The 25,476-nt window shown below is 71.1% G+C and carries 16 protein-coding genes; 4 read left to right on the top strand and 12 right to left on the bottom strand.

The annotated features are described in order from the left end of the window. Positions 1-49: 49 nt before the first annotated feature. Positions 50-1,786 carry an ABC transporter ATP-binding protein gene (locus ABGB10_RS17775; RefSeq protein ID WP_347661960.1) on the bottom strand — a complete coding sequence of 579 codons (1,737 nt, stop codon included), beginning with the start codon at positions 1,784-1,786 and terminating at the stop codon, positions 50-52. Between the two features lie 120 nt (positions 1,787-1,906). On the opposite strand from ABGB10_RS17775, the gene ABGB10_RS17770 reads away from it, so the two are divergent. From ABGB10_RS17770 to ABGB10_RS17760, 3 genes are all read left to right on the top strand, one after another. Then, positions 1,907-3,616, top strand: a complete 1,710-nt coding sequence (locus tag ABGB10_RS17770; protein ID WP_347661959.1) for a bifunctional 3'-5' exonuclease/DNA polymerase — start codon at positions 1,907-1,909, stop codon at positions 3,614-3,616. A gap of 170 nt (positions 3,617-3,786) precedes the next feature. Continuing rightward, positions 3,787-4,380 (top strand): NTP transferase domain-containing protein, encoded by a 594-nt coding sequence (locus ABGB10_RS17765; protein ID WP_347661958.1) that lies wholly within the window; start codon positions 3,787-3,789, stop codon positions 4,378-4,380. A 103-nt stretch (positions 4,381-4,483) separates the two neighbouring features. Continuing rightward, complete coding sequence (locus ABGB10_RS17760; RefSeq protein WP_347661957.1) at positions 4,484-6,010, top strand: S1 family peptidase; 1,527 nt, start codon at positions 4,484-4,486, stop codon at positions 6,008-6,010. An 84-nt stretch (positions 6,011-6,094) separates the two neighbouring features. On the opposite strand, the gene ABGB10_RS17755 is transcribed toward ABGB10_RS17760, so the two are convergent. The 11 genes from ABGB10_RS17755 to ABGB10_RS17705 form a co-directional block, all read right to left on the bottom strand. Continuing rightward, positions 6,095-7,498, bottom strand: coding sequence for a GH1 family beta-glucosidase (locus tag ABGB10_RS17755; RefSeq protein ID WP_347661942.1), 1,404 nt, complete (start codon positions 7,496-7,498; stop codon positions 6,095-6,097). Beyond that, positions 7,495-9,726, bottom strand: coding sequence for an alpha-xylosidase (gene yicI / locus ABGB10_RS17750; protein WP_347661941.1), 2,232 nt, complete (start codon positions 9,724-9,726; stop codon positions 7,495-7,497). Before yicI ends, ABGB10_RS17755 begins: the two co-directional genes overlap by 4 nt. After that, positions 9,723-10,535: a carbohydrate ABC transporter permease gene (locus tag ABGB10_RS17745; RefSeq protein ID WP_347661940.1), complete on the bottom strand. Its 813-nt coding sequence runs from the start codon at positions 10,533-10,535 to the stop codon at positions 9,723-9,725. Before ABGB10_RS17745 ends, yicI begins: the two co-directional genes overlap by 4 nt. Positions 10,536-10,611: 76 nt before the next feature. Further along, the gene (locus ABGB10_RS17740; protein ID WP_347661939.1) at positions 10,612-11,580 is read right to left on the bottom strand and encodes a sugar ABC transporter permease; all 969 of its coding nucleotides are present in this window, start codon (positions 11,578-11,580) and stop codon (positions 10,612-10,614) included. Between the two features lie 66 nt (positions 11,581-11,646). Next, complete coding sequence (locus ABGB10_RS17735) at positions 11,647-12,951, bottom strand: extracellular solute-binding protein (protein WP_347661938.1); 1,305 nt, start codon at positions 12,949-12,951, stop codon at positions 11,647-11,649. Positions 12,952-13,027: 76 nt separating this feature from the next. Further along, on the bottom strand, positions 13,028-14,086 hold the full coding sequence (locus tag ABGB10_RS17730; RefSeq protein WP_347661956.1) for a LacI family DNA-binding transcriptional regulator: 1,059 nt from the start codon (positions 14,084-14,086) through the stop codon (positions 13,028-13,030). Positions 14,087-14,721: 635 nt separating this feature from the next. Beyond that, on the bottom strand, positions 14,722-15,531 hold the full coding sequence (locus ABGB10_RS17725) for a metal-dependent hydrolase (RefSeq protein WP_347661937.1): 810 nt from the start codon (positions 15,529-15,531) through the stop codon (positions 14,722-14,724). Positions 15,532-15,633: 102 nt separating this feature from the next. After that, positions 15,634-17,271, bottom strand: a complete 1,638-nt coding sequence (locus tag ABGB10_RS17720) for a serine/threonine-protein kinase (protein ID WP_347661936.1) — start codon at positions 17,269-17,271, stop codon at positions 15,634-15,636. Between the two features lie 119 nt (positions 17,272-17,390). Then, on the bottom strand, positions 17,391-19,133 hold the full coding sequence (locus ABGB10_RS17715; RefSeq protein ID WP_347661935.1) for a serine/threonine-protein kinase: 1,743 nt from the start codon (positions 19,131-19,133) through the stop codon (positions 17,391-17,393). A gap of 84 nt (positions 19,134-19,217) precedes the next feature. Further along, positions 19,218-20,552, bottom strand: coding sequence for a glycosyltransferase family 4 protein (locus ABGB10_RS17710; protein ID WP_347661934.1), 1,335 nt, complete (start codon positions 20,550-20,552; stop codon positions 19,218-19,220). Between the two features lie 137 nt (positions 20,553-20,689). Then, on the bottom strand, positions 20,690-22,633 hold the full coding sequence (locus ABGB10_RS17705) for an amylo-alpha-1,6-glucosidase (protein WP_347661933.1): 1,944 nt from the start codon (positions 22,631-22,633) through the stop codon (positions 20,690-20,692). 42 nt (positions 22,634-22,675) lie between these two features. Here ABGB10_RS17705 and ABGB10_RS17700 point away from each other — a divergent pair, with 42 nt between their 5' ends. Further along, positions 22,676-25,384: a glucosidase gene (locus tag ABGB10_RS17700; RefSeq protein ID WP_347661932.1), complete on the top strand. Its 2,709-nt coding sequence runs from the start codon at positions 22,676-22,678 to the stop codon at positions 25,382-25,384. Positions 25,385-25,476 lie beyond the last annotated feature (92 nt).

Raw genomic sequence — 25,476 nt, 5'->3', positions numbered from 1 at the left:
TCGCGCAACGCCCGCCGTACGGTGCCGCGGTCGGCCACCGGCAGTCGGCTCACCGGTACGCCTCCTCGATGTCGGCGGGTTCGGTGTCCGGATCGTCGCTGCCCCGGGCCACCAGGTGCCGGTAGTCGGCGTCCTGGTCGAGCAGGTCGGCGTGGCTGCCGGTGGCGGTGATCCGGCCGCCGCTGAGGTGCGCCACCAGGTCGGCCCGGCCGAGCAGCAGCGGTGACGTGGCGATCAGCACGGTCGTCCGCCCGGCCCGCGCGCCCCGCAACCGTTCGGCGACCCGCGCCTCGGTGTGCGCGTCCACCGCCGACGTCGGGTCGACGAGGATCAGCACCTCCGGCTCGGCGAGGACCGCGCGCGCCAGGCGGACCCGTTGGCGTTGACCGCCGGAGAGGGTCCGGGCCCGGGAGTCGATCGGGGTGTCCAGCCCGGCCGGCAGGGCATCGACCACGTCCTCGGCCGAGGCGGTCCGCAGGGCTTCGTCGACCCGGTCGTCATCGTCGTCGGCCCCGGCGCGCAGGATGTCGCGCAGTGTCCCCGCGAAGAGGTACGAGTCGTGGTCGGCGACCAGGACCCGGGTGCGGACCTCGTCCAGGGCGACCCCGGCCAGTGGTACACCACCCCAGGTGGTGTCGCTGACGACATACCGGCCGAGCCGGTCGGCCAGCGCCACGGCCGCCGCCGGGTCGTCGGCCGCCACCCCGGTCAGCCGGCCGGCGCGTACGGTCAGCCCGGTCACCGGGTCGTGCAGGTCGGCGGGGCCGGCGGGCGCGGCCTGGACACCCGGTTGGCGTGTCTCCGGCACCGAGCCCGACCACCGACGACCCGGGCCGCCGACGTCGTCCGAGGTCACCTTGAGCAGGTCGGTGATCCGCCGGGCGGCGACCCGCCCCCGGATCAGCTGGTGACTGCCCTCCAGCAGGAACCAGACCGGCACGATCAGGGTCGCCACGTAGCCGTAGACGGCGACCAGCTCTCCGATCGTGACGTCACCCGTCACCGCCATCCGGGCCGTCAGCCACACCACCGCCGCCAGGAACAGCCCGGGGATGGCGACCGTCGCCGCGTCGATCCAGCTGATGACGGCGCCCACCCGGTAGCCCTCGACGCGCAGCTCCTGGGACCTGGCCGCGTACCTCTGGGCGAACAGGCCCCGACCGCCCACCCCGGCGAGCACCCGTAGCCCGGCGACGATGTCGCCGGACCGGGCGGTGAGCGCGCCCTGTTGCCGGCGGTAGACCGACTCCGCCCGTTCGAGGCGGCGCAGCAGCGGCCCGACGACCAGCCCGACCGCCGGCACCCCCAGCAACACGCAGAGCGCGAGCATCGGGGAGATCGACCAGAGCACCACGGCGATGACCCCGTACGCGACGACCGCTCCGACGCCCGGCCCGGTCAGCGTCAGCACCTGCGCCGTCCAGTCGATGTCGGAGCCGCCGATGGTGGACACCTCGCCCGAGGCGACCCGGCGGGGGAGCACCGCGCCGATCCGGGACAGGTGGCGCAGCAGGACCTCGGCGGAACGGGCCTTGGCATCCTCCCGGATGAAGGTCATCGTGCGGTGCCGCATCGTGCCCAGGAATGACAGAGCCACTCCCGCGACGACGATCGCCGCGACCCAGAACGCCAGGGCCCCGGTGTCGCGGGCGCGTAGACCGTCGTCGACGGCGCGGGCGATCAGGTAGGGCCGGGCCGCGAGACCGACCATCCAGGCCGTGCCGAGCAGGCTGCCGCGCAGCACCCGCCAGGGTTGACGGCGGGTGAGCCACCACAGGTATCGCATCGGACCGCGGGTGTCCGGAGTGCCTGGATCGGGATGCGGGATCTGTGGAGGCACCAGGTCACGCTACCGAGCGCCCCCGACACCCCACCGTCCCGAAACGGGTGAGGTGCGCCTCCGTTTCTGTCGGAGGGGAGAGGCAGAATCACGTTCGTGCTGGTGGCGGTGGTCTCGGACGAGCGGGGTGGGGGAGTGCTGTGCCCGCTGGACTCCGCCGGCCGGCCGGTCGGCCCGACCGAGGTCGTCACCGATCTGGCCGCCGCCGTCACCGCACGCGAAGTCGCCGAGCACCCGCGCTGGGTCTGGTCCAGCTCCGCGTCGGTCTACCCGGCCCTGCTGCGCGCCGGCATCCGGGTCGACAGGTGTCACGACGTGGAGTTGACCGAGGCGTTGCTGCTGGGGCACGCGGGCCGCTGGGGTGAGCCCCGCTCCCTGGCCGCCGCCTGGGCCCGGCTCACCGGCGCGGCGGTGCCACCCGACCCGCCGCCGCGCGCCGCGGCGCCACCCGGGCACGGGCAGGGCGCGCTCTTCGACACCCTGCCCGGTCCGCCGGGCCCGGGCATCGAGGCACTGACCCGGGTGTACGCCGACCAGCTCGTCCGCGTCGCCGCGACCGAGCACCCCGGCCGGTTCCGGTTGCTGGTGGCTGCCGAGTCGGCCGGCGCGCTGATCGCTGTGGAGATGGGCGTCGCCGGGCTGCCCTGGCGTGCCGACGTGCACGACGAGATCCTGCACAAGCTGCTCGGTGAGGCGTCCCCGGTCGGTGGGCCGCCACGCCGACTCGCCGAGCTGGCCGCCCGGATCGCCGAGGTGCTCGGCGTACGCGGCCTGCACGCCGACTCCCCGGCGGAGCTGCTGAAGGCGTTCGCCCGGGTCGGGGTGGAGCTGCCCAACACCCGGGCCTGGGTGCTGCGCGGGGTGGACCATCCGGCGGTGCCGCTGGTGCTGGAATACAAGGAGCTCTACCGGATCTGGACGGCGCACGGCTGGGCCTGGCTCGATCAGTGGGTGCGGGGCGGCCGGTTCCAACCGGAGTACGTGCCGGGTGGTGTCGTCTCCGGCCGGTGGGCCACCCGGGGTGGTGGCGCGTTGCAGATCCCGAAGGTGATCCGGCGGGCGGTGGTGGCCGATCCGGGCTGGCGGCTGGTGGTCGCCGACGCCGGCCAGTTGGAGCCTCGGGTGCTGGCCGCAGTCTCCGGCGACGCGCGGTTGGCGGCGGCGGGCGGTGCCGGCGACCTCTACGCGGCCCTGGCCCGGGACTCGTTCGGCGGCGACCGGGCCAAGGCCAAGGTGGCGCTGCTCGGTGCGATGTACGGGCAGACCGGTGGGGCCGCGCTGCCCGCGTTGGCGGTGTTGAAGCGCAGCTACCCGACGGCGTTCGGTTACGTCGAGGCGGCGGCCCGCACCGGTGAGACGGGTGGGCTGGTGCGTTCCTGGCTGGGGCGGACGTGCCCGCCCGGCTCGGCCGGGTTCGGTGATCCCGACGACGAGCCCTCCGATCCGGAGGGGGCGGGTGATCCGCACAGTCCGCGGGCCCGCGCCGCGCGTTCCCGGGGGCGCTTCACCCGCAACTTCGTCATCCAGGCCACCGCTGCGGAGTGGGCCTCCACGTTGCTGGCCACGCTGCGGACTGAGTTGTCCGGCACCGACGCCGAGCTGGTCTTCTTCCAGCACGACGAGGTGGTCGTGCACGCGCCGGCCGAGCAGGCGGAGGCGGTCGCGGAGGCCGTCGACCGTTGCGGCGAACGGGCCTCCGCGCTGCTCTTCGGTGCGACGCCGGTCCGGTTCCCACTGGATCTGTCCGTCGTCGACTGCTACGCCGACGCGGCCTGACCGACGGAGTGTCCGTCCCGGGCAATGCCGGGCGTGTAACGGTTGCGCTATTTCTCCTATTCGCCCCGACACCCTCGACTGGCCGTCCTCGTTGCAGTGTCCGTAGGAAGGGACGGATCGGTGACGGTCGTCCCGTGCCAGAGGGGGCGCAGCTGAACCGGATCGCAGGAATGATCATCGCGGCGGGTGGGGGACGACGGATCGGTGGTCCCGAGGCACTGCTGTGTCAGGGGGACAAGCCCCTGGTCAATCAGATGATCGACACGATGACCGAGGCGGGCTGCGAGCAGATCGTGGTCGTGCTGGGTGCCGCCGCGGAGCAGGTCCAGGAGGCCGCCGACCTGGGCAAGGCCACCGTTGTGATCAACAAGGCCTGGGGCACCGGAGTCGGCTCGTCCATCCGGGCCGGCCTGGCCGCCATGGACGACGAGGGGATCGAGGCGGTGGTGGTGGTCCCGGTCGACATGCCGGGTCTGACCGCCACGGCGGTGAGCCGGGTGGCCGCGCTGCCGTACCCGGATGTGCTGGTCTGCGCCACCTACGACGGGTTGCGCGGGTACCCGATGCTCTTCGGCCGCCGGCACTGGCCCGGCATCGCCACGCTGGCCAGCGCCGACGTGGGCGCCCGGCCCTACCTGCTGGCGCACAAGGACCAGATCGTCGACATCGCCTGCGACTCGGTGGCCGACGGCAGCCGCGTCGACACGCCTGAGCTGATGGAGCTCTACGGGCTCACCGTTCCGCCACAGCGCGTGGGCGCCTGAACTCGGCCAACCGTTCCCGTCGACCATCGCAAACTTCGATGTTGTGTGCCGAGATGCCGCCCCACTAGCCTGTGGTTGCGCGGTCTCGCTTCCACGGGGGTTGATGTGGCATCGCCGTTGTCGCTTGCCTGTGCGCGCGTGGCTGTCCACTCGGACAGCCCGATCCTGGCAAGGCAGCAGACGGGGACGATGCATGAAGATTGTCAAGACGGGTTGGCGGGCGGCGTTGACGCTCGTCCTGGTAGCGGCGGGACTGACGTCGTCGGGGCTGCCGGCGCAGTCGGCCGTCGGCGTCGCAGCCGCTGACGGCACGTACCGGTTCGTCGCGAAACTGACGATCGGGGAGCCAGGTCAGGAGGGCAGCACCACCTGTTCCGGGGCGCTTGTCGCGCCGCAATGGGTGATCACCGCCAAGAGTTGTTTCGGATCGTCCAGTGTGGTCTCGGGGCCACCGCCACGTCCCACGACGGCGACCGTCGGCCGCACGAGCCTGAGCACGTCCGCCGGTGCGGTCTCCGCGGTCGACAGACTGGTGCCGCATCCAGGGCGCGACGTGGTCCTTGCCCGGCTGGTGACTCCGGCCAGTGGCATCACGCCGATCCGGCTCGCTTGGGCCGAGCCGCGATACGGGCAGGTGCTCCGCGTCGCGGGTTACGGCCGGACCGCGACCGAGTGGGTGCCCGACCGGATGCACACGGCCCAGTTCACGGTGGGATGGTGGGCCGACCAGACGGCGACGACCTTCGACGTGAAGGGCCGTGTTCCGGCGAACGCGAGCATCTGTAAGGGTGACGCCGGTGGGCCGGCCTTCCGGGAGCTTGAAGTCGGCCCGCAGTTGGTGGCCATCAACGGTTCGTCCTGGCAGGCCGGATGTATCGGTGAGACCCAGACCCGGCAGGGTGCCGTCGAGATCCGTGTCGACGACCTCGCCCACTGGGTCCGGGAAACCATTGTCGACTTCCCTCTCGCCGACGGATCGCTGTACCGCGAACCGGCGGGGGCGATCTCGGTCATCGCTGGCGGCGCACCCATCTGGTTCGACAGCGTCGACGAGATCTCGGCCACGGGCTACCCGCAGTCCTGGGCGGCCGTTCCCGACGGCACGTTCGGGCTACTGCCGGCCGTCCCGCGCAACGGCACCGTGGTGGCGGCGCCGAATCATGGCATCTACGTGGTTGCCGGTGGCGCGAAGATCTGGTTCAACAGTCCGCAGGAGATGGTCGACACCGGATACGGCGGGATAGGGCCGACCATTGTGCCGACCCGATACCTCGACACCTTCCCCGACGTCCCACGCGACGGCACCCTCGTGCAGAATCCGCAGGGCGGCGTCTGGGTGTTTGCCGGTGGCGCGAAGGTCTGGTTCGCCTACCCACAAGAGGTCATCGACACCGGGTACGGCGGGGCGCGTACTGTTCTGCCCACCCGGTACCTCGACAATGTTTCCGACGTTCCGCGCGACGGCACATTGGTGAGGAATCCGCAGGGCGACGTCTATCTCATCGTCGGTGGCGCCAAGAAATACTTCCACTCGTGGGACGAGATCGTCGAAAGTGGGTACGCTGACGCGCCGCTCACGGTTCTGCCGGCCCGCTACCTCGAGGGACTGCCGACGGCGTCCTCTGACTGACGATCGCTGAAGCGGTGACCGTCGACAAACTGGATGCGCTCGGCCACGGCCGAGCGCATCCAGCGCGTCGAGGTCGTCGGTCGGTCAGGCGTCCGGCAGCCGGCCGGTCTCGGCCAGGCGCTGGTACCAGTGGGCGCTGTCCTTCCAGGTGCGGACCTGGGTGTCGTAGTCGACCCGGATGATGCCGAAGCGGCGGTCGTAGCCGTAGCCCCACTCGAAGTTGTCCAACAGCGACCAGACGAAGTAGCCGCGCACGTCCGCGCCCTGCGCCCGGGCGTCACCCATCGCGCCGATGTGCCGACGCAGGTAGTCGATCCGCCGGTCGTCGTGGATCCGGCCGTCGGCCGACACCACGTCGTCGAACGCCGCACCGTTCTCGGTGATCATCATCGGCTGGTTCGGGTACTCGCGGTGCAGACGCAGCAGCAGCTCGGTCAGGGCCGGCGGGTCGATGTTCCACCCCATCGCCGTGTACGGGCCGGGCTGCGGCAGGAAGTCGACGTTGTCCGCGGCGACCCACGGCGTCGAGGTCGAGGCACCGTGACCGTCGGCGTCGGAGCGGGCCGACACCCCGTCCCAGGCGCGGACCAGGGTGCTGGAGTAGTAGTTGACCCCGAGCACGTCCAGCGGCACCGCGATCAGCTTCTCGTCACCGTCGCGGACGAACGACCAGTCGGTGACGGCCGCGGTGTCGGCCAGCAGGTCGGCCGGGTACGCGCCGTCGAGCATCGGGCCGAGGAACGCCCGGTTGGCCAACGCGTCGATCCGGCGTACCGCGTCCTGGTCGGCATCCGACTGGGACGCCCCCCGGACGACGTGCAGGTTCAGCGTCACCGACAGCTCGGCGGCCGGGGCCAGCTCCCGGACCACCCGGCCGGCCAGGCCGTGCGCGAGGTTGAGGTGGTGCACCGCGGCCAGCGCCGCCGCGGGCTCGGTCCGACCGGGCGCGTGCACGCCGGAGGCGTAGCCCAGGTACGCCGAGCACCACGGCTCGTTCAGCGTCGTCCAGGTGTGCACCCGGTCGCCCAGCGCGCCGACGATGCCCGCAGCGTACTCCTGGAAGCGCAGCGCGGTCTCCCGCGCCGCCCAGCCGCCGGCGTCCTCCAACTCCTGGGGCAGGTCCCAGTGGTACATCGTCGCCACCGGGCGGACGCCCCGCTCCAGCAGACCGTCCACGAGCCGCGAGTAGAAGTCGACTCCGGCCTGGTTGAACCGGCCCGAGCCGCCGGGCTGCACCCGCGGCCAGGCGATGGAGAACCGGTACGCGTCAAGCCCGAGGTCGGCGATGTGCCCGAGGTCGTCGGCCCACCGGTGGTAGTGGTCGGCGGCGACGTCGCCGGTGTCGCCGTTCAGCGTCCGACCCGGTGTGTGGCTGTAGGTGTCCCAGATGGACGGCCCGCGCCCGTCCTCGCCGGCCGCGCCCTCGATCTGGTACGCCGCCGTCGCCGATCCCCAGACGAAGCTCTCCGGGAAGTGGTGTTGCGTCATCGTTCAGTCCCCTGGATCTCGCAGATGTAGCCCGTCGAGGTACCGGCGACCAGTGCGGCACTGGCCGTCCCGTCCTCGTAGCGCACGTCGAACTCGGCGCCCGGCCCGTCGCCGGGTGACGGTACCCGTACCCGGGTCCGCTGCCCCTCGCCCGGTGCGTACAGCCGCAGCCGCACGTCGTCGGCCCACTCGTAGTCCGGGCGGTCGTCGCGTGCGCCGAACGGGATGACCGCGCCGGGCCGCGCCAGCACCGGCAGGCTGTCGAACGCGTGCTTCTCGGTGACCCACGCCGGGCCGGTGACCGGCGCCCCGCTGACCAGGTGCGTCCAGGTGCCGGCGGGTACGTAGTAGGTGACGTCGCCGTCGGCGCTGAACACCGGGGCGACCAGCACGTCCGGGCCGAGCATGTACTGCCGGTCCAGGTACGCGGTGGCCGGGTCGTCCGGGAACTCCACGAACATCGGCCGCATCATCGGCGTACCGTCGCGGTGCGCCTCCTGCGCGGCGGCCGCGAGGTACGGCATCAGGCGGAGTTTGAGCTGGGTGAAGTGCCGCAGCACGTCGACGGCCTCGTCGTCGAACGCCCACGGCACCCGGTACGACCCCGAGCCGTGCAGCCGGGAGTGCGAGGAGAGCAGCCCGAAGGCGACCCACCGCTTGAACACCACCGGGTCGGGGGTGCCCTCGAAACCGCCGATGTCGTGACTCCAGTAGCCGAAGCCGGACGACGCCAGGGACAGCCCGCCGCGCAGCGACTCGGCCATCGCGGTAAACGTGGACTCGCAGTCGCCGCCCCAGTGCACCGGGAACTGCTGCCCGCCGGTCGTGGCCGAGCGGGCGAACAGCACCGCCTCGCCCTCGCCGCGCTCCGTCTCCAGCAGTTCGAAGACCGCCTTGTTGTAGAGGTAGGAGTAGTAGTTGTGCATCCGCTGCGGGTCCGAACCGTCGTGCCACACCACCTCGGTCGGGATGCGCTCGCCGAAGTCGGTCTTGAAGCAGTCCACGCCCATGTCGAGCAGCACCTTGAGTTTGCCGGTGAACCAGCGGACCGCGTCCGGGTTGGTGAAGTCGACAAGCGCCATGCCGGCCTGCCACTTGTCCCACTGCCAGACCGAACCGTCGGGCCTGCGGACCAGGTAGCCGGCCTCGCGGCCCTCCTCGAAGAGGTACGAGCGCTGGGCGATGTACGGGTTGATCCAGACGCACACCTTCAGGTCACGCTCGCGCAGCCGGCGCAGCATCCCCTCCGGGTCGGGGAAGGTCGCCGGGTCCCAGACGAAGTCGACCCAGTGGAACTGGCGCATCCAGAAGCAGTCGAAGTGGAACACCGACAACGGCAGCCCGCGTTCGGCCATCCCGTCGACGAACTCGGTAACGGTCTTCTCGTCGTACGAGGTGGTGAACGAGGTGGACAGCCACAACCCGTACGACCAGGCGGGGATGCGGGCCGGGCGGCCGGTGAGCGCCGTGTAACGACGCAGCACGTCCTTCGGGTTGGGCCCGTCGATGACGTAGTAGGTGAGCGACTGGCCCTCGACGCTGAACTGGGTCTGCGTGACGACCTCGGAGCCGACCTCGAACGACACGTGCTCGGGATGGTCCACGAACACGCCGTAGCCGGCGCTGCTGAGGTAGAACGGCACGTTCTTGTACGCCTGCTCGCTGGCGGTGCCGCCGTCGGCGTTCCAGATGTCGACCGTCTGCCCGTTCTTCACGAACGGGCCGAAGCGCTCGCCCAACCCGTACACCGTCTCGCCGACACCCAACGCGAGCCGCTCGTGCACGTGCGGCCGGCCCTCGGCGTCGGTGACGACGCCGATGCTGCGCCCGGTGGACCCGGTGACCAGCCGGTCGCCGTGCAGGAAGTCGACCCGCCACCCGTCGACGAGCGCGACCCGTGCGGTCAGCTCACCGGTGGTCAGCGTCGCGCTGAGCCCGGTGACGTCGACGCTGACCGGGTGCGTGTCGCCGGTGCTCAGCCCGAAGTGCGGCTCCCGGGGCAGCCCGCCCGTGTGGTGCGCGATGGTCACCCCGATGACGCCGGGGGCGGGGGAGAAGAACCGGACGGTGATCAGAGGCCGGTTGAGGGTGTCGCCGCGTCCATTGATCTTGCCGGTCGGTGCGAAGACGGTGAAACCGCGCTCGTCCGGCTCGACCGACTCCACGGTGCCGGGGCGCAGGACACTGACACCGGGGCGCAGTTGCCAGTACCCGTCGGTGAACTTCACTTCTCGGCTCCTGCCGTGATGCCGCGCGCGAGAGTGCGCTGGAAGATGAGGAAGAAGAGGATGGCCGGCACGAGGCTGATCAGCGCGCCGGCGTTGGTGGTCGGAGCGTCCATCAGCCGGTCGCCCTGTAGCGACGCGAGCGCGACCGGAATGGTCTGCGTCTGGTTGTCGATGAGCATGACCAGCGGGATGAGGAACTCGTTCCAGGTCCAGATGAAGAAGAAGATGAGCAGCACCGCGAGGGTGGGCCGCAGGTTGGGGAAGACCACCCGCCACAGCACGGTCCACTTGCCGGCGCCGTCGAGCGCGGCGGCCTCCAGCAGCGAGCGCGGGAACGTCCCCATGACCGAGGCGAGCAGGTAGGTGCCGAACGCGCTCTGGATCACGGTGAAGATGATGATCACCGCGAGTCGGGTGTTGTAGAGCCCGACCTCCTTGGCCACGTAGTACAGCGGGTAGATCAGCGCCTCCTGCGGCAGCATGTTGGCCAGCAGGAAGAGACCGACGATCCAGAGCCGGCCACGGACCCGGCCGATGCCCAGGGCGTACGCGTTGAGCAGCGACACGGCGACGCCGAGGACCGCCACGGAGCCGGCGATGAGCGCCGAGTTCCAGAGCTTGAGCGGGAAGTTGACCTCGGTCCAGTACGTCCGCAGACCCTTGGTGTAGAACTCCGTCGGCCAGCTCAGCGGCCCGCCCGACGAGTAGTCGCCGGGCGACTTGAATGCGTTGAGCAGCATGAACGCGAACGGCACCAGCATGACGAGCGCGCCGAGCGTGACCAGGGCGAGCACCACCCAGCGACTCACGCCGCGATGGTGCCGGTCGGGGACCGGCCGGGCCTGCTTCACCCGCGTGGGGATCGGTGTGAGCGTGACGGCCATGTCAGAACCCCCGGTCCCGGCGCTCGCTGCGCGCCTGCATCCAGATGAAGACCACGGCCACCACGATGATGATCAGCGTCAGCACCGTGGAGATCGCCGAGCCGTAGCCGACCTGGAGCTTCTTGAAGAACGTGTAGTACGCGAAGTAGGACGGAACATTTGTGGCGTTCTCCGGGCCACCCCGGGTCAGGGCGAAGATCGGCCCGAACACCTTCAACGCGGCGATCGTGCAGGTCAGCGCCACCACGAAGGTTTCCGGCCGGATCTGCGGGAGGGTGATCGCCCGGAACCGGTGGACCCAGTTCGCGCCGTCGACCTCGGCCGCCTCGTACAACTCGGGGTCGACCCGTTGCAGCGCCGCCATGAAGACGACCACCGGGTAGCCGATCTGCACCCAGATCATCACCGCCATCACCGCCGGCAGGGCGGTGCCGGGGTCACCCAGCCAGTCGTGGCGTAACGCGCCGAGGCCCACCGCGTCGAGCAGGCTGTTGAACGCGCCGTCCGGACGGAGGATCCAACCCCAGACGATGCCGGCCACCACGACGGGCAGCACCTGCGGGAGGTAGAACGCGGCCCGCAGCGCGGCGGCGGTGCGGGGCTTGAACCGGCGGCCGATGACGTCGAAGAGCACCGCCGCGAGCAACAGCCCGAGCAGGGTGGGCACCACCACCATCGCGACGATCATCCAGACCGTGTTGCGGAACGACGCCCAGAACACGTCGTCCTGCAGCAGTTGCTGGTAGTTGTCCAGGCCGACCCACCGGGGGTCGCCGACGCCGGACCACTTGGTCAGCGACAGATAGAGGGTGCCGACCAGCGGTGCCCCGATGACCAGGAGGAAGAGGACCGCTCCGGGGAGCAGGTAGAGCCAGTACGCCGCGTTGCGGCCGCGTCGTCTGCGGCTGGGCGCGGGCGGGGTGGGCGTCGCGGCCGGTGGTGTGGCGGCGACGGTCTCGGAGACTGCCATGGAAGATCCTTCCCGGCGGGGCGGGCGGACGCACCGGTCGTGCCGGCACGCCCGCCGCCCGCCGTGTCACTTGCCGGTGATCTCCTTGACGCCATCGGCGTACGGCTTGGCGATCGTGTCGAGAACCTGGTCAGGTGACTTCGAGCCATTGATCAGGCCCTGGAAGCCGGAGACCAGCACGTCGTAGTAGCCGGGGACCGGCCAGTCCGGGTAGAAGGCGAGCCCGTCGGACTTGCTGACCGTGTTGAAGTCCTCGATCAGCTTGCGGTCCTTCGGGTCGGTGATCTTCGACGCGTCGGCGGCGACCGGGACACCCCCGTTGTTGCCGATCAGGTCCTGGATCTCCGGACGCAGGGTGATGTCGATGAAGTCGTACGCCAGGCTCTTGGCCTTGCTGTTCTCCGGGACGACCCAGAGGTTGCCGGAGGAGCCGGCCTGCAGGGTGTTGCCGGGGAAGAGGAAGGTGTCCCAGTTGGCCTTCATCTCGGTCTTGAACCGGCCGTACCACCAGCTGCCCGAGACGATCATCGGAACCTTGCCGCCGATGAAGGCGGTGCCCATGTCCTCGGCCTTGAGGCTGGCCGAGTCCTTGGCGACGTAACCCTTCTTCACCCACTCGGCGAAGGTGTCCGCGCCGTACTTGAGCGGGTCGGCCTTGAAGTCGACCGGGTTCTTGTAGAGCTGGTAGTTGTCGACGAACTGCCGGTCACCCTTGGCGAGGGCGAGCTGGTAGAAGAGCTGCCCGGCCGGGTACTCGGCACCGGCCATGCCCAGCGGGGTGACGCCCTTGCCGACGAACGTGTCCATCGCGGCGGTCATCTCGGCCATGGTGGTCGGCACCGCGACGCCGTTGCTCTGGAACAGGTCCTTGTTGTAGTAGACCGTGACGTACTCGCCGTAGTTCGGAACGCCGAACCACTTGCCCGAGCCCATCACGCCCTTGTCGCTGTAGCGGGCGGTGGTCTGCAGGCTGGGGCTGAGCTTGCCGGCCCAGCCACGCTTGTCGGCCTCGGCGCTCAGGTCGCTGAGCAGACCCTGGGAGGAGAGCAGACCAGCCGTCGCGTTGCCCTTGTTGTACTCCATGATGTCCGGGCCCTCGGACGAGTTGATGATCATGCCCGCGTTCTGCTGGATCTGCTCGAACGCCTTGCGCTCGAAGCGCACCTCGACGCCCGGGTGCTCGGACTTGAAAAGCTCGATGGCCCGGTTCCAGCCGATCCCCATCGCGCTGTTCTCGCTCTCGTAGTGCCAGAGCTTGAGGACCTTGGCGTCACTGTCGTCCGCGTTGTCACCACCACCACAGGCGGCGATGGTGGTCGTCGCGGTCGCCGCCAGGGCGATCGCGGCGACGAGCCGATGGAATCGCTGCATTACCATCCTCCTCGTTGAGTATCTAGCCGGTACTTCACGGGGCCCGTCGTCGCGTTGCAGCGCGGCGACGGGCCATTTACTGGTCAGCCCCCACTGGTCGGCGGCTTCGTGGCACGGCGGTCGACCCCCGGACCTCCAACGCGCACGGCAGTAGTTGCTGGTGGCGCTCGGCGGCGGAGCCGTCCGGATGGCGTTCGCCGGCGGCCCCGTCGAGGTGGCGCACCAGCGCCTCGATCGCGATCCGACCGAGCGTCGACCCCGGTGACGTCATCGCGGTCAGCGCCGGGGTGGCCAGTTCGGCGACCTGCGGCGAGGTGACCATCGAGACGACCGAGACGTCGCCGGGCACCGACAACCCACGGTTGGTCAGCTCACCGAGGATGCCGAAGATCGCGGTCTCGTTCATGGCGAGCACGGCGGTCAGTTCCGGTGCCTGCGCGAGGGCGTCGGCCAGGGCGGCCCGCCCGCCCGCCGCGCTGTCCTCGGCCGCGATCATCACCGGGTCCAGGCCGTGCGCGGTCATCGCCGCGACAAAGGCATCCCGGGTACGCAGTGCCGGCCCGTAACCACTGGCCAGCGTGGCAGCCGAGTGGTTGACGTAGACGATCCGCCGGTGCCCCAGGCCGACCAGGTGTGCGACTGCCTGCCGCACGGTCTGGTCGAAGTCGATGTCGACGTAGGAGAGGGTGCTGGTGTCAGCGGTGCGGCCGATCAACACCAGCGGCACACCGGTCTCCTGGAGCACGGTGACCCGCTCGTCGGCCAGCTGGACCTCCATCAGCACGACGCCGTCGAGCATCCGCTGACTGGCCAGCCGCCGCAGGTCGTCGAGGTCGCCGCCGCCGACCGGCGAGAGCACCAGGTGGTAGCCGGCAGAGCTGGCCGCGGCGGCGGCACCGGTGACGAACGCGGTCTCGGTGGCGCCGAGCCCGCGCTCGTCCATCGGCATCAGCAGGCCCAGGATGCGGCTGCGCCGGCTGGCCAGGCCGCGCGCCATCGCGTTGGGCTGGTAGTCGAGCTCGGCCATCGCGGCGAGCACCTTGTTGCGGGTGGCCTGCGAGATCGGCCGGGTGCCGGTGAGCACGTACGAGACGGTGCTGACCGAGACCTGCGCGAGGCGGGCGACGTCGTGCATGGTGGCCACCCGCGCACCTCCTTTGACCAGGCATGGGATCGCTCCCGCAGTCGCGTCGAAGCGTTTCGACTAAGCGGTTCGACAGACGCTAGGCCACCTGTTACGGAGACGTCAATAGCCGATGTCGAAAAGAATTCAACGAGGTGCGCGGGCCCCGCCCCGCGCTCTGCGCGGGCCCCCCTGGCCGTGATCCGCGCAACATCGGGGATGTTGCTGCCTCCCGCCCGCCAGGGGCAGCAACATCCGGGAAGTTGCGCGGATCTTGCTCGCCTAGCGCTGGTCGCGGGGCGCGGGTTGGGGTGGGTTGAAGAGGGTGGCGGGGTTGTCCCAGCAGGCCGCGCGCAGGCAGTCGTCGCTGCTGTACGCATCTCGCCGCGTGCTCTGCGCTCCTCGAAGGGGGCATTTCGCGCATTTCGTGCATTCCGCACTCACCCCGCCGGACTGCACATCCAAGATCGTGCTCGATCCTGGATGTAGTCGCCTCGGGTCCTCGGGGAGGCCACTACATCATGGATCGAGCACGATCTTGACCTCCGGCGGGGGCCAGTGAGGTCGAGGACCCGGTGCGGCAGCTCCAGCGCCGGATCGGGGCCCGTGTTTCGGGACCTGGAGCGGTCTGTAGCGCTCTGGCGCGGTCAGATCTCGATGTCGAACCGGCGCAGCACCGAGGGCGCGATCAGGCCGAGGGTCGCGAGCACCGAGACGACGGTCAGGGCGATGCGCATCCCGACCACCTCGGCCTTGCTGCCGACGCGCAGGGCGATCTTGTTCGGCAGACCGATCATCATCCACATACGTCGCTTGATCGGGATCGGCCAGAGGATCGGCACGCCGGCTCGGGTGATCATGTCGCCGAGGATGTGCACGAAGCAGCCCACCCCCAGGGCGGTGCCGATCAGCGGATAACCGCGACCGCCCGGAAGGTTGGCGAAGGTGAACCAGGCCGCCCCGGCCGAGGCGAGGGTGATGATGACCCAGCCGGCGCGCTCCGCCCAATCGTCGAACAGCCCGCGCAGCGCCAGGCCGAACATGAAGAACAGGATGGTGATGACCGCCCACTTGCCGTACGCGGCGCAGAGCGCGGTGGTGCCCCAGCCGACCAGCACGGTGAACGGCAGCGTGTGGGTAAGCGTCCGGTGCCCGTTGTTGCGGCGTGGATCCTTGCTGAGCTTCGTGGCGTAGTAGACCCCGAGCGAGATCTTCTCCATCACCTCGGCGGCGAAGAGCGAGAAGACACCGAACGTGCGGGCCACGGTGGCCCCACCCTGGTTCTTGGTCACCTTGCCCGACATGTCGAGGTCGGGAAAGAGCGCACCACCGGCGCACACTGCGGTGCCCACCGCCAACGCGAGCGGCGACTGGTGGTAGTCGGCGAACTGCTCCAGTGCCCAGGACCCGGCCAACCACACCGCCGCGCCGGACAGCGCGTGCTGCGGACCCATCATCTCGGCTCACCCTCCCCAGGGATCTTGAGCGCCCAAACTACGCCACTGTAGTCAGCGTCGGCGTCGCAGGGGCATCATCCGACAGGTCCACATTGGACGTTGTCAGAGGGCGGGGGTGAAGCTCTGCCGGATCATCGGCAAGTATGCCGCGTTGACCTGCCAGTCGAACTCTTTTGTCAACCACGAGACGGTGTAGGAACGTTCGGCCGAGGTGTTGGCCAGCAACCGGAAGCTGTGCACCTGCTCGCCGGCGGCGTTCTCCCAGCCGCATTCCCACACGGCGCCGCCCTCGAAGATGTCCATCGCGGAGATGTCCACCTTGCGGTAGGCCGGCAGCAGCCCGTCGCCGGTGGTGAGTCGCGCCTCCTCGGCCTTCCAGTGCGCCACCGGGTCGGCCCGCGCCGGCCCGGACTCGACACTGAGCACCCGAGCCCCGCCGGGTTCCCGGAAGCAGGTCACCGACCCCTCGGTCCAGCGCGCCCAGCCGACCGGCGCGGCAATCCGGAACCCGGTCGGGTCGTCGTGCCAGGTCCAGCCTTCGCGCAGCCGGTACCGGGCCGAGGCGGGTGGCGCGACCGACGCCACCGGAGTCGAGGTGGGCGGTGGTGGCGGTGGGGTGGCGCAGGCGAAGGCGGCGGGTCGAGGGGTCGACACGCCTCCACCGGAGCCAGACGGTGGCGTCCGTTCGTCGTGGCGGTTGACCAGGGCCACCGCGACACCTCCGGCGACGAGTAGCGCGGTGGCCGCGCCGCCCAGGGCGAGCAGGCGCCGCCGCGATCGGCGGGGGCGGCTCGTCGGCCGGGTCGTCGACGTCATCGGAGGGTCGAGGTAGCCGGCCACGTCCACCGGGGCGGGTGCCCCGGCACGACCCGCGCTGCGTACCGCCGCCACCGCCGATGAACTCGGCGGCCCCGACGGCTCGTCGGGCTGCGCCGCCGCGTGCCGCAGCAGGGATTCCGCTTCCGCGGCGGTCGGTCGCCGCCACGGGTCGCGCTGCAACAGGCCGATGAGGACGGGACGCAGCGGCCCGGCCCGCCGCATCGGGTCCGGCGGCTCGGTGGCCAGCGCGCTGAGCGTGGCCATCGCGCTCGACCGGGCGTACGGTGACTGCCCCTCGACCGTCGCGTAGAGCGTCGCGCCCAGCGACCACAGGTCGGTGCGTTGGTCTGACACCCCTTCGCGGGCCCGCTCGGGGGCGACGAACTGCGGTGAGCCGAGCACCGTGCCCGGCCCGGTCATCGCCCCCTCGCCGCCGTCGAAGGTGGCCAGCCCGAAGTCGGTGAGCACCACGCGACCGTCGTCGGCCACGAGCACGTTGTGTGGTTTCACGTCGCGGTGCAGGACCCCGGCGGTGTGTGCGGCCCGCAACGCGGCGAGCACCGCCAGCCCGATCCGGGCGGTGCGCTGCGGGCTCAGTGGGCCCTCGGCGCTGATGATCTGCTGCACCGACCGGGAGGACACGTACTCCATCACGATCCAGGGGCTCTCCCGGTCGTGCACGACGTCGTAGATGCGGACCACGTTGGGGTGGTTGAGCCGAGCGGCGGTACGGGCCTCGCGCAGGGTCCGTAGCCGTAGCTCCTCGCGTTCGGACTCGGCCAGCCAGGACGGTGGCACGACCTCCTTCACCGCCACGTCGCGATGCAGCATCTCGTCGCGAGCAAGCCACACCCGGCCCATTCCGCCGGCGCCGACCAGGTCGAGCAGCCGGTACCGACCCGCGATCAGCAACTGCTGCACGGTCGCTCCCCCTCGGTCACCCCGAGTTACACGATAGCCACCGTGGCGGTATTTCTCATCCGCTGAGCGGCCTCGATCCACGCCGGACGGTAGTCCGGATCATGACCATACGGTGCAGGTCAGGAGGGTGGTCGGAAACTATTTCGGACCTGTTCCCAGTCGGCTGCGGCCCCGGCCCAGTCCTCGTCGTGGGTGATCCAGCCGAGGGTCCAGCGGCTACCCCCGACGACCTGTTGCCGAGCGTGCAGCCACAGACTGCCGTAGGGGGCCTTCCAGCGGCACTCCCACTCCGCCCCGTCGTCCTTCGCGACGAGCCGGATCTCGTCGTACTGCGGCAGTGCCCCGGCCGAGGCCGCCGCGTCGCGGGCAGCGCGGAGCCGGACCAGCGGGTCGGCGCTGTCGGCCCCGGCGACGCTGAAGGCCCGACCGGTCGCCGGGTCCTGAAAGCAGGTCGCCCCGCCGTCGCGGGAGTAGTACCAGGTGGCCGGCACGGAGACTCGGAAGCCGCTGGTGTCGGCGTGCCAGACCCAGCCGGGCGGCGGCCGGAACCGTTCGCCCGAGGTCGGCGTGCCGTCCTGCACCGGCGCACCGACGACATGCGGACGGACACACGCGAACGGGGGCGGGGGGACGTTGCGGCCACCGGGCGGTGGACCGGGCCGATCGGGGCCGGGGCCGCCGAGGCCGCCACCGTCGGGAGGAGCGTTCTGCGGCGGCTGGGAGGACCAGCCGCCGGTGTCGCCGGGCTTGTCGTCGGTCAGGGCCAGCGCGGTGCCGACGCCGGCCGCGGCGGCCACCAGCAGCGCAACGGCGACCAACGCCAGCCGACGGGTGGTACGCCCTCCACCCGCCCGCTCCGGCGTGGGCGCAGTGGTGGTCGGGCCGGCCGCTGCCAGGTCACCGGAGCGGCGGCTCGGATCGGCGGACGGGTCGGGCAGCGGAATGGTGGGGTCCTGGTCGCCGCCCTGAGCGACGGTGGGCAGCCCCACCAGGCCCGGTGTGGAGGCCGGCCGGTCCGGCGCGGATGGTGGGTCGGACACCGGCGGCGGTTCGGGGCGGCCGGTCGCCGCGGCGGTGAGCAGCCGGCGGGCCGCGTCGTGGTCGAGGCGGCCGCGCGGGTCACGGCGCAGCAACCCGTCGAGCACCGGCGCGAGCTGCCCGGCATGCGGAGCCGGGTCGGGTGGCCCGGCGGCCAGTGCGCTCAGGGTCGCCATCGCCGTGCTGCGGGCGTACGGGGAACGGCCCTCCACCGCGGCGTGCAGGGTCGCGCCGAGCGACCACAGGTCGGCGGCGACCGTGGACACCCCCTCGGCGGCTCGCTCGGGGGCGACGTACTGCGGGGACCCGAAGACCATGCCGGGGCGGGTCAGCACACCTTCGCCGCCGTCGAAGGTGGCCAGCCCGAAGTCGGTGAGCATCACCCGCCCGTCGTGCGCCACGAGCACGTTCTGCGGCTTGATGTCGCGGTGCAGCACCCCGGCGGTGTGCGCGGCGTGCAGCGCGTCGAGCACCGCCAGGCCGATCCGTGCCGCCCGGGCCGGCTCCAACGGCCCCTCGGCGTCCAGCACGTCCTGCAACGTGCGGGAAGGGACGTACTCCATCACGATCCACGGGCTGCCCTCGACCGGGATGACGTCGTAGAGCCGGACCACGGCGGGGTGGTTGAGCCGGGCGGCGGCCCGTGCCTCCCGCAGGGTGCGCGAGCTCAGTTCGGCCCGTTCGTGGTCGGCCAGCCAACTCGGGGGGACGATCTCCTTGACCGCGACCTCACGGTGCAGCATCTCGTCGTGGGCGCGCCACACCCGACCCATGCCCCCGCGACCGACCAGGTCGAGCAGCCGGTACCGACCAGCGATCAGCACCTGCGCACGCTCCTCCTCAGCCGCTGTCCGGGGCTACACCCTAACCAGCGGATCGGAAGCTACCTATAGCTCATTCGACGTATCTCAGCACGCGGCGGGGTCGACGCGGGCGAGCAGATTGCCCTCCGGGATGGCGATCCGGGGCTTCCCGCCCGCCAGTCGGGCGGCGGCCCGGCGGGCCTGTAGCGGGCCGTGTTCGCGTCGGGCGGCGCTGTAGCTCGCGGCCGTACGGGCGGCTATGCTCGCCCAGCCGTACCGCTGGCCGACCATGGTGCGGGCCCTGCGGGCCACGCGTCGGGCGAAGATCTCGTCACCGAGCAGTTGACCGACCGCGCCGGCGAGCGCGTCCGGGTCGCTGTGCGGGAACGTCACCCCGGTGACGCCGGACTCGACGATCTCGGCGAGCCCGCCGGTGCGGGCCACCGCGAGCGGCGCCCCGGCGGCCGCCGCCTCCAGCGCCACCATGCCGAACGGCTCGTAGAGGCTGGGCACCACTGTCGCGTCGGTGGCCCCGAGCATCGCCGGCAGTTGGGTGGAGTCGAGGAAGCCGGTGAACCGTACCGTCGAGTTGAGGGCCAGTCGCCGCGCCTGGGCCTCCAACTCGGCGCGGTACGGGCCGTCCCCGGCGATCACCACACGCAGCCCGGGGTGTCGCTCGCGGAGCCGGGGCACCGCGTGCACCAGGTGCTGGACGCCCTTCTCGTAGACCAGTCGCCCGGCGTACCCGACCAGGGGGCCGTCTCCGGCGAACCGTGCGCGAGCCGACGCGACGGCCCGGGGCCGGGCCCGCCAGGCCCGGTCGTCGACCCCGTTGGGCACCACGTCGACCTGCGTCGCCGGTACGTCGAAGAGCGCGGTCACCTGGTCCCGCATGTATCCCGAGCAGGTGATGACCCGGATGGAGGAGCCGCTGAGCCAGTGTTCGACGCCGTGGATGGTGCGGTTCATCTCCTCCGGCAGCCAACCCTGGTGCCGGCCGGCCTCGGTGGCGTGGATGGTGGTGACCAGGGGCAGGCCGAGGTGCTCGGCCAGGGTGACGGCGGTGTGGGCGACGAGCCAGTCGTGGGCGTGGATGACGTCGTACGAACCGGCTTCGGTGGCGCGCAGGGCGGTGCGGGTGAGGGTGTGGTTGAAGGCCATGGTCCAGGCCAGCAGGCTGCTGGTGGCGAGGGGGAAGGTGACGGGGTCTTCGGGGGCGCGCAGGATGCGGACGCCGTCGGCGTACTCCTCGAGGGGTGCGCCGTCGCTGTGGCGGGTGACGACGGTGACCTCGTGGCCGGCGGCGGCGAGGGCCACCGACAGGGCGTGCACGTGTCGGCCGAGGCCGCCGACGAGCACCGGCGGGTACTCCCAGGAGAGCATCAGCACCCGCAGTTGCCGGGCGGGGTGGATGTCGATCACGTGGGCGTCGGGTGACATGCGGCCCCCTTTGAATTGTCCCCGGGCGCGCGCCGACCGACACCGAAACCGGTGTCGCCGTCGCGTCTGGATCGGGGCCAATCCTGCCGGGATCGAGATAACCAGCGGAGACACCACCGTTGCGGTCGTGTAAAGCGCTACTGGCTCTTTCGGCGCACCCGCAGCAGCTCGGCCACCGACCACGCCTGGAACGGGCAGCCGGTCGCGGCGTGCGGCGCGAGGCCGTCGGCCGTCTCGCTCACCGAGCCTAGCCCATATTCGGTCAGATGGGCCTCGATACCAACGAACACGTCATCGACCGACATCTTGCCCCGGCGGCAGGCGTCCACGTACGGCCCGAGCAGCCACGGCCAGACCGTGCCCTGGTGGTAGCCGCCGTCGCGCTCGGCGGGGCCACCCCGGTGGCGGCCCACGAACTCCGCCGAATCCGGGGCGAGGCTGCGTGGCCCGAGCGGGGTGAACAACCCGTCGCCGATGCGCCGCAGCGTGGTTTCGTCCGGGTCCATCGGCGCGTACGGCAGCGACCAGGCCAGCAACTGGTTGGGACGCAGCGCGTCGTCGTCGTGCAGGGCGGCCCCGCCCAGCGGGTACGCCGGCGCGGGCGCGTCCAGCACGTCGTGCAGCCAGCCGGTCGGCGACGGAAAGCGCTCCCGGAACGAGGCGGTGGCCTGCCCGTGCCGTCGCCACAGCTCGTCCGCGTCCCGCCCAGCCAGCTCGGTCAGCTCCGCGAGCCCGGCCAACCCGTTGATCCACAACGCGTTGACCTCGACCGGCTTGCCGGTACGCGGGGTCACCGGCACCCCGTACACGCGGGCGTCCATCCAGGTCAGCGCGGTGCCGGCGGCGCCCTGGGTGAGCAGGCCGTCGGCCGGGTCGACGCGGATCCCGTACCGGGTGCCGGTCACGTGGGCGTCGATCACCGCACTCAAGGCGGGCAGCAACTCGTCACCCAGGTCGGTGTCACCGGTGACGGTGACGTGCCGGCTCACCGCGTGCAGGAACCACAGCGTGCCGTCGACGGTGTTGTACTCCACCCGACCGGTGTCGGCGGTGTTGGCGAGCATCCCCTCGGACAACGTCGCCGCGTACGACCGCAGTAGCGCCCTTCCCAGGTCGGCCCGATTGGTGCAGAGGAACAACCCCTCGTACGAGATCATCGTGTCCCGTGACCAGGCCCCGAACCACGGGTACCCGGCCACCACGTCCACCGCCGCGTCGTTGGTGCGCACCACGAACGCGTCGGCGGCCAGCGCCAGGGTGGCCTCCACGTCGTCGGCTGGCTTCGCCGTCGCCACCACCTGCCGGTTGCGCCGTCGCGCCGTCGCCACGATCTCCTCCGCCGGCATCGGCTCCAGGTCGAGCGGCGCGGCCCAGGCCCGCACCGACACCGTGTCGCCGGGGCGTTCCAGTTCGCCGACGAACCGCCCCGCGTACCACAGGTCCTCGTCCGGGTTCAGGCCCCGGTTGGCCTCCTCGCGGTGGTGTACGCCCAGCCACCACTGCCCCTCGGGCGCCCAGCCCGGCCCGGACAGCCGGTACGCGCCCTCCACCACCGCGCCGTCGGCGACCGCCTCGACCTGCGGGGTCGGGCCGTCGGCTCGCCGTTCGCCGTGCGCGTCACGCCAGGTGCAGGCGGCCGACAGCTCCAGCCGGACGGGCCCGCCGGCGACCAGCCGGTGCACCACCGCCACGCAGGAGCGGCCGGGCAGCATGGCCAACTCCCGTTCGATCACCACCGCGCCGATCCGCCACCGCCACCGGGGCAGCCCGTCGACCAGCTCGAAGCGCTCCAACAACTCGAAGCCGCGCGGGTCCACGTCACCGGAGGACCATTCGTGCGCGCCGAGCCGCACCCGTGCCCCGGACGGCAGGGTGACCGCCGGGTCGAGGCTGACCAGTCCCACCTGACGGGACGCCGGAGTTTCGCCGGGAACGACCAGCAGGCCGTGGTAGCGGCGCGTCCGGAGCCCGCCGACGGTGCCCATCGCGTATCCGCCGAGGCCGTCGGGGACCAGCCACTCCCGGCTCGCGGCGCTGGTCAGATCGCCGCAGACCTGGGGGCCGAAGCGCATGTCGATCAACTTTCCTCCACCTGCGACGGGGTGTAACACGCCACGACGACAATGGCTGCTGTGGTCAAGTACCCCGGCGACGTCAAAGATGTGCACGTGATCACCGACCGATCGTCCTCCGACGCCTCGCCACCCGACGCTGAGCGGCTCCGGCTCGCCCAGGCCGACTCGGGGGAGCAGGACTGGCGTGCATGGGGTCCCTATCTGTCCGAACGGGCGTGGGGGACGGTACGGGAGGACTACAGCGAGCACGGTACGGCCTGGGACTACTTCCCGCATGACCACGCGCGGTCCAGAGCCTACCGGTGGAATGAAGACGGAATGGCCGGCGTCTGTGACGAACGACAGACCTTCGCCTTCGCCCTCGCGCTCTGGAACGGCAAGGACCCGATCCTCAAGGAGCGGATGTTCGGCCTCGGCGGCGACGGCGGCAACCACGGCGAGGACGTCAAGGAGTACTGGTGGTACGAGGACTCCACGCCCACCCACTCCTGGATGCGTTGGCGCTACCACTACCCCCAGGCCGCCTTCCCGTACGACGAACTCGTCGCGGTGAACGCGTTGCGCGGCCGCGACGACACCGAGTACGAGCTGGTCGACACCGGGATCTTCGACCACGACCGGTACTGGGCGGTGACCGTCGACTACGCCAAGGCGTCCCCCACCGACCTCTGCATGGTGGTGACCGTCGCCAACCGGGGCGACCAGGCGGCGACCCTGCACGTCCTGCCCACCCTGTGGTTCCGTAACACCTGGTCCTGGGGCCTGCCCGGCGGCGACCGGATCCCCCGGCTGACCGGCCACGGCACCCGGCTCGTCGGCGAACACCGGGTGCTCGGCCAACTGCTGCTGGAGGGCGACGGCGGTCCGGTGCCGCTGCTCTGCGACAACGACACCAACGCCGAACGGCTCTGGGGCCTGCCCGGCCGCTCCCCGTACCCGAAGGACGGCATCAACGACCACGTCGTCAACGGCGCCGCCACGGTCAACCCCGACCGGGAGGGCACCAAGGGAGCGCTGCACTACGTGCTCGACGTACCGGCCGGCGGGCAGCGTCAGATCCGGTTGCGGCTGACCCGCACCGCGTCGCCCCCGGCCGCCGCTCCGCCGCCCCCGGCCGACCTCAGCGCCGGCTTCGAGGCCGTGGTGTGGGCGCGGCGGGCCGAGGCGAACCGGTTCTTCGCCGGGGTGATCCCGCCGGCCGCCACCCCCGACGAGGCGCTGGTGGCACGGCAGGCCATCGCCGGGCTGATGTGGGGCAAGCAGTTCTACCACTTCGACGTCAAACGTTGGCTCGAAGGCGACCCCGGCTCGACACCGCCGCCGGCCGGGCGTCGACACGGGCGCAACAGCGCCTGGTGGCACATGACCAGCTTCGATGTCATCTCCATGCCCGACCCCTGGGAATACCCCTGGTACGCGGCCTGGGACCTGGCCTTCCACTGCGTGAGCATCGCCCGGGTCGACCCGACCTTCGCCAAGGAGCAGATCCTGCTCCTGCTCCGTGAGTGGTACCTGCACCCCAACGGGCAGATCCCGGCGTACGAGTGGGCGTTCGGTGACGTGAACCCGCCGGTGCACGCATGGGCGGCGCTGAAGGTGTTCGAGATCGACGGCGGGCGGGACTACGAGTTCCTGGCCCGGGTGATGCACAAGCTGCTGCTCAACTTCACCTGGTGGGTCAACCGCAAGGACACCGGCGGCAACAACGTCTTCGAGGGCGGCTTCCTCGGGCTGGACAACGTCGGGCCGTTCGACCGTTCGGCGGCGCTGCCGGTGGCCGGGGTGCTGGAGCAGTCCGACGGCACCGGCTGGATGGCCATGTACGCGCTCAACCTGCTGGACATGGCGATCGTGCTCGCCGAGCACGACCGGACCTGGGTGGACACCGCAACCAAGTTCTTCGAGCACTTCGCCTACATCGCCGCCGCCGCGTACGAGCAGGGTCTGTGGGACGACGAGGACGCCTTCTTCTACGACGTGCTGCGCCTCGCCGACGGCACGAAGGTGCCGCTGAAGGTCCGCTCCGTCGTCGGGCTGCTGCCGTTGGCCGCCACCACCCGGCTCACCGCGAAGACCCTGCACCGCCTACCGGAGTTGGGCGCCCGGCTGCGCTGGTTCCTCACCAACCGACCGGAGTACGCCCAGGTGATCGGCACCCGCAGGCTGGGGCCGGACGGCCGGCAGCAGCGGCTGCTGTCCATGGTCGGCCCGGAGCAGGTGGTCCGGCTGCTCGCCCGGATGCTCGACCCCGACGAGTTCCTCTCCGACTTCGGTCTGCGTACGCTGTCCCGCGCGCACCTGGACAAGCCGTTCTCGGTCAGCCTCGGCGGGCAGGAGTTCTCCGTCGGCTACGAGCCGGCCGAATCGACCAGCGGCCTGTTCGGCGGCAATTCCAACTGGCGCGGTCCGATCTGGATGCCGACGAACTTCCTGCTGATCAGCGCGCTGCGCGACTACGCGGCGTTCTTCGGCGACGACCTCCAGGTGGAGTACCCGACCCGCTCCGGCGTGAAGCGCACCCTGGACGAGATCGCCGACGACCTCTCCGCCCGGCTGATCTCGCTGTTCACGCAGGACGACTGGGGTCGCCGGCCGATCTACGGGGCGTGCCAGCTCTTCCAGACCCACCCGGACTGGCGGGACCTGGTCGCCTTCCCGGAGTACTTCCACGGCGACAACGGCGCCGGCCTGGGCGCCTGGCATCAGACCGGCTGGACCGCCCTGGTGGCCGACCTGATCCTCACCCTCCGCCGCTGACCCGCCTCGCCCGAACCCCCGCCACTCCTCCCGCACCCCGCCCCGCCCCGCCCCGCGGGCAAGATCCGCGCAACTTCGGCGATGTTGCTGTC

Origin of the sequence: Micromonospora sp. B9E7, from assembly GCF_039871815.1 — a bacterium.
GTDB lineage: Bacteria > Actinomycetota > Actinomycetes > Mycobacteriales > Micromonosporaceae > Micromonospora.
Note: the sequence above shows the minus strand (reverse complement) of the source record. Positions and strands in the feature narration are given on the sequence as shown.

Excerpts from the sequence above, each read along its gene's own strand:
- ABGB10_RS17725 (WP_347661937.1), bottom strand. The coding sequence starts at position 15,531 with ATGATGGGTCCGCAGCACGCGCTGTCCGGCGCGGCGGTGTGGTTGGCC.
- ABGB10_RS17735 (WP_347661938.1), bottom strand. The coding sequence starts at position 12,951 with ATGCAGCGATTCCATCGGCTCGTCGCCGCGATCGCCCTGGCGGCGACC.
- ABGB10_RS17700 (WP_347661932.1), top strand. The coding sequence starts at position 22,676 with ATGGCTGCTGTGGTCAAGTACCCCGGCGACGTCAAAGATGTGCACGTG.
- ABGB10_RS17775 (WP_347661960.1), bottom strand. The coding sequence starts at position 1,786 with ATGCGATACCTGTGGTGGCTCACCCGCCGTCAACCCTGGCGGGTGCTG.
- ABGB10_RS17730 (WP_347661956.1), bottom strand. The coding sequence starts at position 14,086 with ATGCACGACGTCGCCCGCCTCGCGCAGGTCTCGGTCAGCACCGTCTCG.
- ABGB10_RS17755 (WP_347661942.1), bottom strand. The coding sequence starts at position 7,498 with ATGACGCAACACCACTTCCCGGAGAGCTTCGTCTGGGGATCGGCGACG.
- ABGB10_RS17710 (WP_347661934.1), bottom strand. The coding sequence starts at position 20,552 with ATGTCACCCGACGCCCACGTGATCGACATCCACCCCGCCCGGCAACTG.
- ABGB10_RS17760 (WP_347661957.1), top strand. The coding sequence starts at position 4,484 with ATGTGGCATCGCCGTTGTCGCTTGCCTGTGCGCGCGTGGCTGTCCACT.
- ABGB10_RS17765 (WP_347661958.1), top strand. The coding sequence starts at position 3,787 with ATGATCATCGCGGCGGGTGGGGGACGACGGATCGGTGGTCCCGAGGCA.
- ABGB10_RS17740 (WP_347661939.1), bottom strand. The coding sequence starts at position 11,580 with ATGGCAGTCTCCGAGACCGTCGCCGCCACACCACCGGCCGCGACGCCC.